A 13,680-nucleotide genomic window follows, 5' to 3' on the forward strand; every position below is an offset into this window, starting at 1 on the left:
CCCTCTCCCAACGAGAGATGCGTTTGGGTGAGGCAACAGCGCGCGTGGGGCGACAACGCCAGGCATGTCGGGCCGACATCAGGCCGACACTGCAACCCACTACACGGGCCGCGTTGTGGGCGATGGCCGATTGAGCAGTATGACCGTCCGATGATGGCAGGCACGCTGACAGTTGTGGTTACATCACCGCTTCACGACCGGCACCAACACTTACCAGATCTTGACCCGCTGCTCGGGCGCCAGATACAGCTGTTGGTCCTGCGTCACATCGAAAGCCGGGTACCACGCATCCAGATTGCGCACGGTCTGCGCGCGGAAGCGTCCGGGAGCGTGCACATCGGTGAGCACGGCGTTGCGTAGTGCGGCGTCGCGGTACTTGCCGCGCCAGGCTTGCGCAAAGCCGAGGAAGAAGCGCTGATCCGGGCTGAAGCCATCGATGGTCTGCGGCTGCTTGCCCTGCAGCGACAGCTGGTACGCATCGTACGCGGTGGCCAGGCCGGCGACGTCGGCGATGTTTTCGCCCAGCGTCAGCTTGCCGTTAACCGCCAGATCGTCAAACGGCTTGTACGCGCCGAACTGCGCGGCAAGCGCATTGCCGGCGGTCTCGAATTTCTTCAGATCCTGCGGCGTCCACCAGTTGTGCAGCTCGCCGTGTTCGTCGAACAGTGCGCCCGTGTTGTCGAAACTGTGGCTGATCTCATGCCCGATCACCGCGCCGATCGCGCCGTAGTTCACCGCATCGTCGGCGGCTGGGTCGAAGAACGGCGGTTGCAGAATCGCGGCCGGGAACAGCAGGCGATTTTCCAGCGGCACATTCAACGCGTTGACCTCCTGCGGCAGCATGTACCACTCGCGATGATCGACCGCCTTGCCCAGCTTGGCGATGTTGCGGCGATACTCGAACAGGCCGGCGCGTTCCACGTTGCCCAGCGCATCGTCGCGACGTACGTCGAGCGCGCTGTAGTCGCGCCAGCTGTCCGGGTAGCCCACCGCCACGGTCAATCCGGCGATCTTGGCCTTGGCGTGCTGTTTGGTCTCCGGCGTCATCCACTCCAGCGCATCGATGCGCTTGCCGAATGCAGCGATCAGGTTCTTGACCATCTCTTCGACGCGGGTCTTGGTTTGCGCACTGACGTACTTCTGCACATAGCGCTTGCCGACCGCTTCGCCCAAGGCGGCGTTGGTGGCATCGATCCCACGCTTCCAGCGTTGGCGTTGTTGCGGCGTGTCTTCCAGGGTGGTGCCGTAGAACGCAAACTGCTCATCGGCAAACGCCTTGGACAGATACGGCGATGCACGATCCAGCGCACGAAAACGCAGATAGTCCTTCCAGGTCTGCAGCGGCTCGGACTGCACCAACGCCGACAACCCGCGCACGGCTTGCGGCTGCCACACGATGAAGTCCTGTTGCGCTTTCAGACCGGCGGCATCGAAGAACAGCGGCCAGTCAAGGCCGGGAGCGTTCCGCACAAAATCGGCCTGTTTCCAGGCATTTGCGCCCGCCTGCACGTTGTTGGTCTGCTCGGGCGTGGCGTGCACGCGCGCGATTGCGACTTCCAGTGCCAGGATGCGCTCGGCCTTGGCCGGAGCATCGTCGATGCCGGCCAGTTCCAGCAACTTGACGATGTGGGCGCGGTAGGCATCGCGCAGCCGCGCCATGCGCCCGCCGTCCAGGTAGAAACTGCGCTCGGGCATGCCCAGGCCGCCTTGCACCAGGTACGGCGCATAGCGGCCGGGGTTGTGCAGATCCTGCGAGACCCACAGGCCGAACAGACGGTCGGTGTAGAAATTCGTCGAGTTGAGCAGGTCCACATCGGCGCGTAGCTGCCCACCCAGGGTGCGTGCCAGCGCCTGCTTGTCTTCCAGCTGCGCGATGGCGTCGAGCTCCGGCTGCACCGGCCGCACGCCCTTGGTCTCGATGCTGGCTTCGTCCATATAGGCGGCGTAATAGTCGCCGATCTGCTTGTCCTCACCGGTGACGCGGTCGTTGGCGGCGGCGCCTTCGATGATGTCGCGGCTGTGGCGCTCGGTGTCGATGGCGATGCTGACGAAGCTGTTCAAGCTGGAGCGGTCGTCGGGAATCTGCGTGGTCTTGACCCAGTTGCCGCTGGCGTAGCTGAAGAAATCGTTGCCCGGCGCCACGCTGCGATCCATGCCTGCCATATCGAAGCCGAAATCACCGAGCTTGGGCGTGCTGGGGGCGGGCGTGGTGCGGGTGTCGGCCGCTGGTGCCGCGCCATCGCGGTGACAGGCTGCAGTGGTCAATGCCGCAGCAGCCATGGCAGCGATCAGGACAGGGCGGTGCAAAGAAGCCATGCGGCGCAACTCGGAAACAGAAACAAGGACCGCAGTGTAAGTGGCATGCGGTGCCACGTCCCGATTTGAGGGCAGGCGCCTATGCATCCTGGCGCGTTGTGGACACGCTCGGTTCAGCGCCGTCGCTGATACCAAAAACCCAGCGCGTCGCGGGTCTGCAGCATGCGGCGCCCACGCCACAGGAAACGCAGCAGCAAGCCCAGGTGCTCGCGCTTGGAAAAACTGCGCAGCTTGCGGTCTGATGTGTGCACGGTCTGGCGCAGGATCACAAAGCGCCCGCAGCGTGCCAGTGCACGGCTCAAGGCCACATCTTCGCCGGCGTAGTACCGCGTGTCGAAGCCGCCCGCGCTGACGAAGGCCACGCGCGTGCAGAACAGAAAGCAGCCGGGCGCGATGCCGGTAACGCGAAAGAACCAGCCAAACGCAGCCTGCGCTGCACGTTCGAACCACACCCGGTCGCCCTGCAGATGCACCTGCGCACCGCCGCCCACCGCGCCGGCCTCCAGCGCGGCCAGTGCGGCGCCGACAACCTGCGGGTTGATCAAGGTATCGGCATCCAGAAACAGCAGGCGCTCGCCTTGTGCGGCCTGCGCGCCCGCATTGCGGGTGGCAGCGATATGCCGCAGCTCTACCTCCAGCACCTGTGCTCCGTTGTCGCGCGCAATGCGTGCGGTGTCGTCCTCGCAAGCATCGGCCACCACGATCGCTTCGTAGTCCAGGTGCATCGCCTGTGCGCAGGCATGCAGGCACTGCAGCGTTTCGCCGATCAGTGCAGCCTCGTTATGCGCGGGAATCACGAAGGACAGCATGGGACGTGGTGTGAGCGACGATGCGCCGAGTGTGCAAGCACCGGTGGTGCGATGGCGTGAGTGCATGCGATCGGCACAGCCATAGCGTGCTCGGCTGGACGTGGCCGTCGGGGCGAGGCGCGCATGTCTGTCGCTCGTATTTCTTCGTGCCGGCGCTGTGCACAGACGCTTTCAGTCGCCCAGCGCGAGACCGCAGCGATTGCTGCGGTCTCGCGGTTATGGCTCAGCGGTTGACCGCGCCCATCATCGCTTCGGGGTAACGCGTGCCGGCCGCAGCCTGCGCCGGGAAAATCGCATCGATGCGCGCCAGTTCGTCGGGCATCAGTGCCACCTCCAGCGCGGCGATGTTCTCGTCCAGATATGCCGCACGCTTGGTGCCGGGGATCGGGATCAGGTCCTGGCCCTGCGCCAGTACCCAGGCCAGTGCCAGTTGCCCGGGTGTGATGCCCTTGTCGGTGGCGATCGCCTTGACCTGCTCCACCAACTGCAAATTGCGGGTGAAGTTGTCGCCCTGGAAACGCGGCGAATGCCGGCGGTAATCATCCGCGTCGAAGTCGTCGGGCGATGAGAACGCGCCGGTGAGAAAACCGCGGCCCAGCGGCGAGTACGGCACGAAACCGATGCCGAGCTCGCGCACGGTGGCGAACACGCCGTTGTCTTCCGGCTCGCGCGACCACAGCGAGTATTCGGTCTGCACCGCGGTGATCGGGTGCACGGCATGCGCGCGGCGGATGGTGGCTGCGGCCGCTTCCGACAGCCCGAGAAAGCGCACCTTGCCCTGTTCGACCAGACGCGCCATCGCACCGACCGTGTCTTCGATCGGCACGTTGGGATCCACGCGGTGCTGGTAATACAGATCGATGTGCTCCACGCCAAGACGGCGCAGGCTGGCCTCGCAGGCGGACTGCACGTAGGCGGGGCTGCCATCGATGCCGCGCACCGACGGGTCGTTGGGATCGAGCTTGATGCCGAATTTGGTGGCCAGAAACACCTCGTGCCGGCGGGATGCGATTGCCTTGCCCACCAGCACTTCATTGGTGTGCGGGCCATACATGTCGGCGGTGTCGAGCAGGCTGATGCCGCGGTCGAGCGCGCGATGGATCACCGCGATCGACGCAGCCTCATCGCTGCGGTCGCCATAGAACGCGCTCATGCCCATGCAGCCGAGGCCGAGTGCGGAAACGGTGGGGCCGGAACGGCCAAGTGTGCGGGTTTGCATGGTGGGGGAAGCTCCGTGCAGCGAGGTAGGCGGGGAGAGTGGCGCGGCGTGCGTTAGCGCGATGTGGCCCACGCGCGAATGCTTGAGGCCGGTGAGTGGGGGGCGATGCTTTTTTTCTTTGGAATTGCAGCGCTGTGCAGTTTCCACGGATTTAACAGCGGATGCGCTGAGCAAGGGTCCAGTTGTTGAAGGCACTGATGACACGACAGCGTCGCGTAGTAAACAGCGTTTGCTGCAGCATTCGATGACCTTTGGCGACACACAGCGTCTGCGTCTCGTTGCGCTTGCCGTATCGCCCATCGCGCGCGACGTGTTGCCGACGCCGCCATCGGCAGCCTGGCTTGGCCTGGTGCCGAAGACTGCGCGTGCGATGTTGCGGAACATCATGCTGTTGTCGACGCACGGCACGATCTCGCATTGCCACGCGCTTTAGGTATCACTGAGTGCAGTGCGCGCAGCCCCAGCGATCCGCCAGTGGTCACACGACGCAGTCAATGCCAACGACATCGGCCAACCTGCACGCGTTCTCTCGGCGCCACGCCTGCAACCGCATCGTTAAACAAACCAACGCCCGCGCGTATCGGGCCGCCTCAAGCCGGCCCAAACGCGCGGGCGCTGCGATGGTGGCCTTAGCCCTTGAGCTTGTTGGCAAACTCGGCGACGCGCTTGCCAAGCAGCCTTGCGGTTTCCAGATCGCCGCTGCGCGGGGCTTCGTCCGGCGATGCGTCCGAGGGCGAGATTGCCAGCGCGCCGCCCCAACCGGCGGTCCAGTTGATGTCCTGCGGCCCGTGCGCCTTGGTGTTGGACGGCGGCAGACCGGTGCCGACCCAGACCTGCCCGTGCTGCTGCGACAAGGTCCAGAAATACTGGATGGTGGCGTACTTGTCGCCGTTCACCGAGGCCGAGTTGGTGAAGCCGGCGGCGACCTTGTCCTTCCATGCCTGCGCAAACCACGGCTTGGAGCTGTCGTCGGCAAACCTCTTGAACTGCCAGGCCGGCCCGCCCATGTAGGTGGGGCTGCCGTAGATGATCGCGTCGGCTGCGCCGATCGCCTCCCAGGCGTCGTCGGGCAGTTTGCCGTCCTGGTCGATGCGGTACAGCGTGGCCTCGCCGACACTGGCGGCCCCTGCATGCACGGCTTCGGCCTGCTTGACGGTGTGGCCGTAGCCGCTGAAATACACGATGGCGATCTTGCTCATGGACGCTCCTGCTGAACGAGGGAGGCCGATTGTGCGCACACCAGCCGCGACAGATGAATGACCACGTGCGGGACGAACTGTTGCCGCGGCCGCTTGGGGCGGCCAATACAACCACTGCACAGCCACCGGGCAGGCGCAGCCGGCGTTCTGTGCTCACATGTCCTGGTTCTGAGCGCGCCACCCACACCAACGTAGGATTGCTGACGCGTGTTGCCGGCCGCCGCTTTAGCCAGTCGCCGGCGCTAGGTGCGGCGTGTGCCAGGCGCGCTGCCACACCAACCGACGATAGCTGACGCGTGTTGCCGACCGCGCTTAGCCGGCCGCCGGCTCGGCCAGGCATTCGAGCAGGTAGTCGATGAAGCTGCGCACCTTCGGCGCCAGATGGCTGCGGCTGGCGTACACCGCAAAGATGCCGATCTCGCCGAGTTGGTAGTCGGGCAGGATGCGCAGCAGGCGACCGCTGGCGATATGCGCATCGGCCAGGAAGTCCGGTTGCATCACGATGCCCTGGCCGGCCAGCGCCGCCGCATTGAGCACGTGGCCGTTGTTGGCGCGCAGCCCGCCGTGGATGCGTACATCGACATCGCCGTCCGGGCCATGGAAGCGCAGCTCGTCGCCGCTGGGCGAGTATTGGTACAGCAGACATTCGTGGCCGGCCAGGTCGGACGGATGCTTCGGCGTACCGGCGCGCGCCAGATACGCCGGCGCTGCGCAGGGCAGCAGCCGAACCTTGCCCAGTTGCCGCGCGATCAGCATCGGCGCCGGCTGGCGGGTGATGCGGATGGCCACATCGAAGCCTTCTTCGACCATATCGACCAGGCGATCGGTCAGCGACAGGTCCAGCTCCACCTGCGGGTAGCGTGCGCGAAAGCCGGGCAGCAGCGCGCCCAGACGCTCGATCCCATAGCTCACCGGCGCATTGACTCGCAGCACACCGGACGGCTCCAGCGCCTGCGCGCCGATGGTGGCTTCCAGGTCGTCCAGATCGGCCAGCAACTGCAGGCAACGCTGGTAGTACGCCGTGCCGGCGCTAGTCAGGCTGACCCGGCGCGTGGTGCGGTTGAGCAGGCGCGTGCCCAGGCGTTGTTCAAGCGCGGCGACCTGGCGGGTGACGTTGGCGGTGGAACGGTCCAGCGCATCGGCGGCGGCGCTGAAGCCGCTGCGTTCGGCCACCGCGGTGAACACACGCATCGCATCGAGGGTATCCATGGCCGTTCCGATTGTTTCTTTGGTTGCAATAAATTATCCGAATCCGATGTATTTATCAGATTTTAGTAAGTAATAGGCTGTGTGGGTCCTCAACGGAGTGCCCGTCATGTCCACCCACCTCGCACCGCCTGGGACTGCTGCCTACGGCGCGGCACTGCTGCGTATCAGCCTGGGCGCCCTGTTTCTGGTGCATGGTCTGACCAAGCTGTTGGTGTTCACCCCGGCCGGCACCGTGGGCTACTTCCAGTCGCTCGGCCTGCCCGCCGCGCTGGCCTATCTCAGCATGGCGCTGGAACTCGGCCTGGGCCTGGCGTTGCTGTTGGGCCTTTACGCACGCTGGGTGGCGCTGCTCGGCGTGCCGCTGCTGCTGGGCACCATCGTCAGCGTGCATGGCGCCAACGGGTTCGGTTTCTCCAACCCGGGTGGCGGTTGGGAGTATCCGGCGCTGTGGGCGGTGTTACTGATCGTGCAGTCGCTGCTGGGCGATGGCGCGCTTGCGCTGAAGCCGGCGCGCTGAAGCCTGTCATTTTGAAGCCTGTCATATAAGGAGACACGCATGAGCCGCATGCCATCGTTGTACATCTCGCATGGATCGCCGATGACGGCGTTGCAGCCTGGCCAGGTCGGGCTGCGCCTGGAAGAACTGCGGCAGCTGCTGCCACGGCCGCGCGCGATCGTCGTCGCCACCGCGCACTGGCTGGGCCGTCGCCCGCTGGTCAGCGCTGCCGCGCGGCCGGCGACGATTCACGACTTCGGCGGTTTTCCTGCGCCGTTATACGAGTTGGAGTATCCCGCGCCCGGGGAGCCTGCGCTGGCGCAGCAGATCACCCGCCGCCTGGAACAGGCCGGCCTGCATCCGCAGCTGGACCCGCAACGCGGCTTCGATCACGGCGTGTGGGTGCCGCTGCGCTTGCTGTACCCGGCGGCCGACATCCCGGTGGTGTCGGTGTCGATCCAGCCCGAACTCGGCCCTGCCCACCAGTTTGCGGTGGGGCGCGCGCTGGCACCGCTGCGCGACGACGGCGTGCTGGTGATCGGCTCGGGCAGCATCACCCACAACCTGCACGATTTTCGCCACGGGTATAGCGTGGAGCGCGAGGCGCCGTATGTGCGCCCCTTCATCGAATGGACCGAGCGCAAACTGCTGGAAAACGACATCCCCGCGCTGCTCGACTATCGCCGACAGGCGCCGTATGCCGAGCGCGCGCATCCCAGCGACGAGCACCTGTTGCCGCTCTATGTCGCGATGGGTGCGGCCGGTGGCGACCAACTCGGCGCGCAGCGGATCGATGCCGGGATCGACCTGGGCTTTCTGGCGATGGATCTATATCGCTTCGACGGTGATGCCGCGATTGCCGCTTGATCGGGTTGTGAAGGCAGTGCCGCTAACGCGGCGGCACTGGAGCACTAAGGGCGGCACTTTGACACACGGCGGTAACGGCGTGACTGCCGTGCCGCAGCGTTGGGTGCAGTAGTGCTACGCCGCAGCGATAAGCGCATTCGGCCGTACCGCAGCGCTGACGACATCACCGCGGCACCGTAGTGTTGAGGCATCACCACAACACCGCAGTGCTGAGGCATGACTACAACACCTCAGTGCTGAGGCATCACTACAACACCGCAGCGTTGAGGCATCACCGCTGCCCCGCAGCGCTCTGAAGCATTCACGATCTGCTGCGGTGCAGTCTCATAGGCTGAGACGCCCTGGCTGCATGCTGCCCGCGTGAAAATCCTCGACAAGCTCGCCGTCCTCGCCGACGCCGCCAAATACGATGCCTCGTGCGCCTCCAGTGGGGCGAACAAGCGCAATTCGCTCGGTACCGGCGGGATCGGCAGTACCGAGGGCATGGGCATCTGCCACTCGTACACGCCCGATGGCCGCTGCGTGTCGCTGCTGAAGATATTGCTGACCAACTTCTGCATCTTTGACTGCGCTTACTGCGTCAATCGCGTGTCCAGCAATGTGCGCCGCGCGCGCTTCACGCCTGAAGAAGTGGTCACGCTGACGCTGGATTTCTACAAGCGCAATTACATCGAAGGCCTGTTCCTGTCCAGCGGCATCATCCGCAACTCCGACTACACCATGGAACAGCTGGTGGAAGTGGCGCGGCAGTTGCGCGAGGTGCATCGTTTTGCCGGCTACATCCATCTCAAGACCATTCCCGACGCCGCGCCCGAGCTGCTGGCTGCGGCTGGCCGCTATGCGGACCGTCTGAGCATCAATGTGGAGTTGCCGACCGAGCAGGGCCTGACCTTGCTGGCGCCGGAAAAAAGCGTTGGCGGCATTCGGTCGGCGATGGGCGAGCTACGTTGGCGCATCGAAGAAAACCAGCTGGAGCGCAAGGCCGAAAAGGTGCGCCGGGCCAAGCCGCCGCGCTTTGCGCCGGCAGGCCAGAGCACGCAGATGATCGTTGGCGCCGACGATGCCAACGACCGCGCCATCTTGGACACCAGCCACAATCTCTACGGCAATTACCGCATGCGGCGGGTGTATTACTCGGCCTTCAGCCCGATCCCGGATGCATCGTCCAAGCTGCCGCTGCAGGCGCCGCCGTTGCAGCGCGAGCATCGGCTGTATCAGGCCGATTGGTTGCTGCGGTTCTACGAATTTTCGGTAGAGGAAATCGCGCCTGCACAATCCAGCGGCATGCTGGACCTGGACGTGGACCCCAAGCTGGCCTGGGCGCTACGTAACCCGGAGCGGTTTCCGGTGGATCTGAATGTAGCGCCGCGTGAGATGTTGTTGCGGGTGCCAGGGTTGGGTACCCGCAATGTGGAGCGGCTGCTGTTGTCGCGCCGGCATGCACGGTTGCGGGTGGGCGATCTGGCGCGGCTGCGGGTGCCGATGAAGAAGCTGCTGCCGTTTGTGAGTGTGCTGGATCATCATCCAAGACAGCGCCTGGACGATCCGGCACGGTTACGTGCGCAGTTGGCGCCCGCACCGCGGCAGGCAAGTTTGTTCGATTGATGCTCCTGCCTTCTCCTATCGGGAGAAGCTGCCCGAAGGGCGGATGAGGGTGCGCCCGCAGGTATGAGCTGGACGTTCTTGATGGCTGCCACGAATCTCCAACTTCGGTCGCCGAATTCCTGCTCCAAGCGTTTGGGTACCTTGCGGCGCGGGTGATGTGTCTTGGCAGACGTCACCAAAACCGCCATCGCCCGATGCGATCCTGCGCGGGAGCGACAAAGCGATAGCAGCGATAACAACTGAAAAAAAGCAGCAGTAAAGATGCAAGACACAACCAGAGTGCCGGCGACGAAGCGACAGCCGGATCGGAAATCTTGAGGTCAGGTATACGTAATGTTCAGCGCTGAGGTCGAACCACCGTGGAGTTTCGAGGCGTGGCGTGCGTTGGCGCGGGCGGGGTGGTGTGCGCAGGTGGAACCGGACGATGTGGCATGGAACGGTGGGGCGCAGGGTGGGTTGTTGATGGGGCAGGGGTTGCTGGAGTTGCCGCTGACCGTGCCGCCGCCGCGGGTGTCGGCGGACTTCATGCAGCTGGCTGCATCGGTATTGTGTCATCGCGATCCACAGCGGCACGCGGTGCTGTATCGGTTGTTGTGGCGAATCGCTTCTGGCGAAAAGGCGCTGCTGGAGCGCGCCACCGATGTGGATGTACACCGGCTTCGGCAATGGCAAAAGGCGGTGCAGCGCGATACGCACAAGATGAAGGCATTCGTGCGCTTTCGGCGTTTGCCTGGAGAAGAGGAAGATTTTGTGGCCTGGTTCGAACCCGAGCATTGCATCGTGGATCGGGTGGCGCCGTTCTTCGCGCGGCGGTTTGCCGGCATGCAGTGGGCGATCCTCACGCCATACCGCAGCGTGCGCTGGGATGGCGAGGCGTTGTCGTTTGGCGATGCGGCGGTACGGTCGCAGGTGCCGGCCGACGACGCGCAGGAAACCCTGTGGCGCACGTACTACGCGCATATCTTCAATCCTGCGCGGCTCAACCCCACCATGATGCGGCAGGAAATGCCGCAGAAATACTGGAAAAACCTGCCCGAAGCGGCGCTGTTGCCGGAGTTGATCCGCGAGGCGGGTGTGCGCGTACGCGAGATGGCCGAGCGTGCGCCCGAGCCGGTGCGGCGGCGCGTGCCAGCGGCGCCCGCGCCCGCCGTGGAAGTTGCAACGCAAAGTCTGGCGCAGTTACGCACGGCCGCGCGCGACTGTCGCCGCTGCGAGCTGTGGCAACCGGCGACGCAAACGGTGTTTGGCGAAGGGCCGGACGATGCATCGGTGATGGTCATCGGTGAACAGCCCGGCGACGAAGAGGATCTCAGCGGGCGTCCGTTCGTGGGCCCGGCCGGGCGTCTGTTCACCATGGCGCTCGACGAACTGGGCGTGGATCGCCAGGCCTTCTACGTGACCAATGCGGTCAAGCATTTTCGTTTCGAGCAACGCGGCAAGCGGCGCCTGCATCGCAATCCGGAGCGTGCGCATGTGCAGGCATGCAGTGGCTGGCTGCAGGCCGAGCGCGCGCAGCTGCGGCCCGCACACATCGTTTGTCTGGGAGCGACTGCGGCACAGGCAGTACTGGGGCGGGGCTTTCGTTTGATGCAGCAGCGTGGGCAGTGGCAACGGCTGGGCGACGGCACGCCGGTACTGGCGACGGTGCATCCGTCTTGGGTGCTGCGACAAGGCTCCGAGGCGGCGCGCGAGGAAGGTTATCGCGGCTTTGTGGAGGACCTGCGGCTATTGTTGGCGCCGCCGAGTGCGGCAAGCGATCTGGCCAAGGCATAAAAAAAGCGCGTGCAAATGCACGCGCATGGTGTCGGAGAACAAGCCACCAAGAGAGGTCGCCGGCATGCCGGCGACCTCGTTACCGCCGCTTCGCGGTTGGGTCGCGCGTCTTGCAACTGCACGCGCATGAATCGGCGCGTCGATGGGCCAGTGGACACGACCAACTCGTGCCCACAACGATCGCCCACCGACGCCATGCAATCACGCATCAGCGAATGCGTCGCTAAGCGCCCACCGACGAACATGCGAGCCGTTTGCGTCGGTGGGAAAGCCGGGCATGCGCCAGCGACGTGCCTGCAGTTACGGCATCAGCACCTTGTCGATCACATGGATCACGCCATTGCTCTGGTTGACGTCGGCAATGGTGACGGTGGCGGTGTTGCCCTTGGCGTCGGTGAGTGTGACTTTCTTGCCATTGAGCTTTGCGGTCAGCGGCTCGCCCTGCACGGTGGTCAGCGTGGCACTACCGCCCCCGGCCTTGATCTTGGCGATCAACGAGGCCGCGTCCACCTTGCCCGGTACCACGTGGTAGGTGAGCACCTTGGTCAGCATCGGCTTGGATTCGGGCTTCAGCAGCGTGTCCACCGTGCCGGCCGGCAATGCGGCAAACGCAGCATTGGTCGGGGCGAAGACGGTGAACGGGCCCGGGCCCTTCAAGGTGTCGACCAGGCCAGCCGCTTTGACGGCTGCCACCAGGGTGGTGTGATCCTTGGAGTTGACCGCGTTGTCGACGATGTCCTTGGTCGCCAGCATCGGCGCGCCACCCACCATCGGATTGGACGCAGCGTAAGCGGGAGCCATCGCGCTGGTGAGGGCAATAGCGGTGGCAATGGCAAGCGACTGGAATGAGGTCTTCATGAGGCATCGATCCTTTGGGTGAGCGATTACCTGGATGGCAATCGTGGATCTTGATACGCGGCCAGATGCGGCGCGGATGCATCACGTGGTTTTTACATAAGGATGCTGCGCTGCACCGTTGTCATAATCCCCAGTAGCAAACCGCGATCGAATGGTCCGTGGTTGAGTCTGTTCGATCAGCAATGCCCGCACATTCCGACCGACGGTTGAAAAACTCCTTGGCGAAACTGCAATGCAGGACGCGCGATCCGGCTGTCACTAAGAGCAGCTAACCAACCGACGGTGCAGCTGCCAGGCGGACACGGCCAGTGCTCGGTGCGGCATGTGCCACGCGCACACTGCGGTTTCTCCGCGCCGTCCATACCCACCCGACAATTGCTCGCTCCGCGTTGTTAGCCACTCTAATTCCAGCGGCGTCGCCGCTATCGCATGACCTCCCTAATGCTGCACGAATGTTCGCGATTGGAAAAAGCGACATCGGTCAGTGCGATTAGTCTTGACGCCCTTGCGTGATAATCCTTTCTAAGGCGCTGTAGACCATGAAGTCCCAAAATAGTGAATTCAATCGACTGGTGCTGCCGACAGTGTGGGTGGCAGGCGCGCTGGCGTTATTCGGCATTGCACACGCTTCAGCCGTCACGCCAACGCCTGCGCCATCAGCGACCGCTGCAGTCCCTGCGAGTGACAGTTATCGACCAGGGCAGAAATGGATTGTGCCGGGGGAGTGGGAATTCACGGTTGATTCTGCGCGCGTGGCCAAGGTGAAGATTCCCAACCACGGCGGCGGCTCGTGGGTTCCCACGCAAGTGATCCTGCTGACCTATAGTTACAAGAACATCGGATTCGACGACAGCGCTAATTACAAGGACGGCGGCCCGTCGACGCTGGCGTTTTCGAAAGCGCATATCGACGTGTCCGATGCCAACGATGCGGACAACGGCGGCGCAGGCAATTACCCCGTGCGTATCAAGCTCGTCGGAGACGCTGACGGTCAGGCGCCCGGGCAGGAGATGCTGGGCGCGCAATGGCCGTACGCCTTCAAAAAGAAGGTCACGGCGGTCAAGGTGACGGTGAGTCACTACGACTCCAAGCTGAAACTGCATGAAGCGACCTTCCTGGTCCCGGTCGAGGGCGCTCGGCAATCGACGCCGCACGCAAACAGGCACGTGCACCACAGCTGATCCTCGGTCGGCCAATCTGCGCGGGCATGCCGTCGGCATCCGCGACGTCGCGAGGGATCATGTGCCGGTTGCTTTCGACGGCACTGCGTTCCAGGCGACCGAGCGACTGTTGGCCTTGGCGATGGATCCATCGTCTGCCCATTGCCCA

12 protein-coding genes and 1 other RNA gene are annotated in these 13,680 nt (G+C 64.3%); 7 read left to right on the forward strand and 6 right to left on the reverse strand.

Going from position 1 to position 13,680, the window contains the following annotated elements:
• Positions 1–210: 210 nt before the first annotated feature.
• The 3 genes from VC212_RS18470 to VC212_RS18480 form a co-directional block, all read right to left on the reverse strand.
• Complete coding sequence (locus VC212_RS18470; protein ID WP_055847851.1) at positions 211–2,280, reverse strand: M13 family metallopeptidase; 2,070 nt, start codon at positions 2,278–2,280, stop codon at positions 211–213.
• Positions 2,281–2,429: 149 nt separating this feature from the next.
• Complete coding sequence (locus VC212_RS18475) at positions 2,430–3,125, reverse strand: glycosyltransferase (RefSeq protein ID WP_055847854.1); 696 nt, start codon at positions 3,123–3,125, stop codon at positions 2,430–2,432.
• A gap of 223 nt (positions 3,126–3,348) precedes the next feature.
• Positions 3,349–4,344 (reverse strand): aldo/keto reductase, encoded by a 996-nt coding sequence (locus tag VC212_RS18480; RefSeq protein ID WP_055847856.1) that lies wholly within the window; start codon positions 4,342–4,344, stop codon positions 3,349–3,351.
• A gap of 118 nt (positions 4,345–4,462) precedes the next feature.
• Here VC212_RS18480 and VC212_RS18485 point away from each other — a divergent pair, with 118 nt between their 5' ends.
• Positions 4,463–4,777: a hypothetical protein gene (locus VC212_RS18485; RefSeq protein WP_153066587.1), complete on the forward strand. Its 315-nt coding sequence runs from the start codon at positions 4,463–4,465 to the stop codon at positions 4,775–4,777.
• A 196-nt stretch (positions 4,778–4,973) separates the two neighbouring features.
• Here VC212_RS18485 and VC212_RS18490 read toward each other — a convergent pair whose 3' ends face one another.
• A complete protein-coding gene (locus tag VC212_RS18490; RefSeq protein ID WP_055847862.1) occupies positions 4,974–5,543 on the reverse strand; it encodes a flavodoxin family protein in 570 nt (189 codons plus the stop codon).
• A gap of 312 nt (positions 5,544–5,855) precedes the next feature.
• Positions 5,856–6,752: a LysR family transcriptional regulator gene (locus tag VC212_RS18495; protein WP_055847865.1), complete on the reverse strand. Its 897-nt coding sequence runs from the start codon at positions 6,750–6,752 to the stop codon at positions 5,856–5,858.
• A gap of 106 nt (positions 6,753–6,858) precedes the next feature.
• Here VC212_RS18495 and VC212_RS18500 point away from each other — a divergent pair, with 106 nt between their 5' ends.
• The 4 genes from VC212_RS18500 (at position 6,859) to VC212_RS18515 (ending at position 11,493) form a co-directional block, all read left to right on the forward strand.
• The gene (locus tag VC212_RS18500) at positions 6,859–7,269 is read left to right on the forward strand and encodes a DoxX family protein (protein WP_055847868.1); all 411 of its coding nucleotides are present in this window, start codon (positions 6,859–6,861) and stop codon (positions 7,267–7,269) included.
• Positions 7,270–7,308: 39 nt separating this feature from the next.
• Complete coding sequence (locus VC212_RS18505) at positions 7,309–8,115, forward strand: class III extradiol ring-cleavage dioxygenase (RefSeq protein WP_055847870.1); 807 nt, start codon at positions 7,309–7,311, stop codon at positions 8,113–8,115.
• 360 nt (positions 8,116–8,475) lie between these two features.
• Positions 8,476–9,720 carry a putative DNA modification/repair radical SAM protein gene (locus VC212_RS18510; RefSeq protein ID WP_055847872.1) on the forward strand — a complete coding sequence of 415 codons (1,245 nt, stop codon included), beginning with the start codon at positions 8,476–8,478 and terminating at the stop codon, positions 9,718–9,720.
• A 333-nt stretch (positions 9,721–10,053) separates the two neighbouring features.
• Entirely contained in the window at positions 10,054–11,493 is a 1,440-nt protein-coding gene (locus VC212_RS18515) for a UdgX family uracil-DNA binding protein (protein ID WP_055847875.1), read from the forward strand.
• A gap of 300 nt (positions 11,494–11,793) precedes the next feature.
• Here the strand turns inward: VC212_RS18515 and VC212_RS18520 are convergent, their stop codons facing one another.
• Positions 11,794–12,351 carry a fasciclin domain-containing protein gene (locus VC212_RS18520; protein WP_055847877.1) on the reverse strand — a complete coding sequence of 186 codons (558 nt, stop codon included), beginning with the start codon at positions 12,349–12,351 and terminating at the stop codon, positions 11,794–11,796.
• A 322-nt stretch (positions 12,352–12,673) separates the two neighbouring features.
• Here VC212_RS18520 and VC212_RS18525 point away from each other — a divergent pair.
• A non-coding RNA gene (locus tag VC212_RS18525) (sX9 sRNA) lies at positions 12,674–12,749 on the forward strand.
• A gap of 141 nt (positions 12,750–12,890) precedes the next feature.
• Positions 12,891–13,532: a hypothetical protein gene (locus tag VC212_RS18530; protein ID WP_236699222.1), complete on the forward strand. Its 642-nt coding sequence runs from the start codon at positions 12,891–12,893 to the stop codon at positions 13,530–13,532.
• The last annotated feature ends 148 nt before the right edge of the window (positions 13,533–13,680 follow it).

The organism is Xanthomonas sp. WHRI 8932A, from assembly GCF_035012785.1.
Classification (GTDB): Bacteria; Pseudomonadota; Gammaproteobacteria; order Xanthomonadales; family Xanthomonadaceae; genus Xanthomonas.

What these genes read in the sequence shown, in the direction of transcription:
- VC212_RS18470 (WP_055847851.1), bottom strand. Translation starts at nt 2,280, where the DNA reads ATGGCTGCTGCGGCATTGACCACTGCAGCCTGTCACCGCGATGGCGCG.
- VC212_RS18475 (WP_055847854.1), bottom strand. Translation starts at nt 3,125, where the DNA reads ATGCTGTCCTTCGTGATTCCCGCGCATAACGAGGCTGCACTGATCGGC.
- VC212_RS18480 (WP_055847856.1), bottom strand. Translation starts at nt 4,344, where the DNA reads ATGCAAACCCGCACACTTGGCCGTTCCGGCCCCACCGTTTCCGCACTC.
- VC212_RS18490 (WP_055847862.1), bottom strand. Translation starts at nt 5,543, where the DNA reads ATGAGCAAGATCGCCATCGTGTATTTCAGCGGCTACGGCCACACCGTC.
- VC212_RS18495 (WP_055847865.1), bottom strand. Translation starts at nt 6,752, where the DNA reads ATGGATACCCTCGATGCGATGCGTGTGTTCACCGCGGTGGCCGAACGC.
- VC212_RS18500 (WP_055847868.1), top strand. Translation starts at nt 6,859, where the DNA reads ATGTCCACCCACCTCGCACCGCCTGGGACTGCTGCCTACGGCGCGGCA.
- VC212_RS18505 (WP_055847870.1), top strand. Translation starts at nt 7,309, where the DNA reads ATGAGCCGCATGCCATCGTTGTACATCTCGCATGGATCGCCGATGACG.
- VC212_RS18515 (WP_055847875.1), top strand. Translation starts at nt 10,054, where the DNA reads ATGTTCAGCGCTGAGGTCGAACCACCGTGGAGTTTCGAGGCGTGGCGT.
- VC212_RS18520 (WP_055847877.1), bottom strand. Translation starts at nt 12,351, where the DNA reads ATGAAGACCTCATTCCAGTCGCTTGCCATTGCCACCGCTATTGCCCTC.
- VC212_RS18530 (WP_236699222.1), top strand. Translation starts at nt 12,891, where the DNA reads ATGAAGTCCCAAAATAGTGAATTCAATCGACTGGTGCTGCCGACAGTG.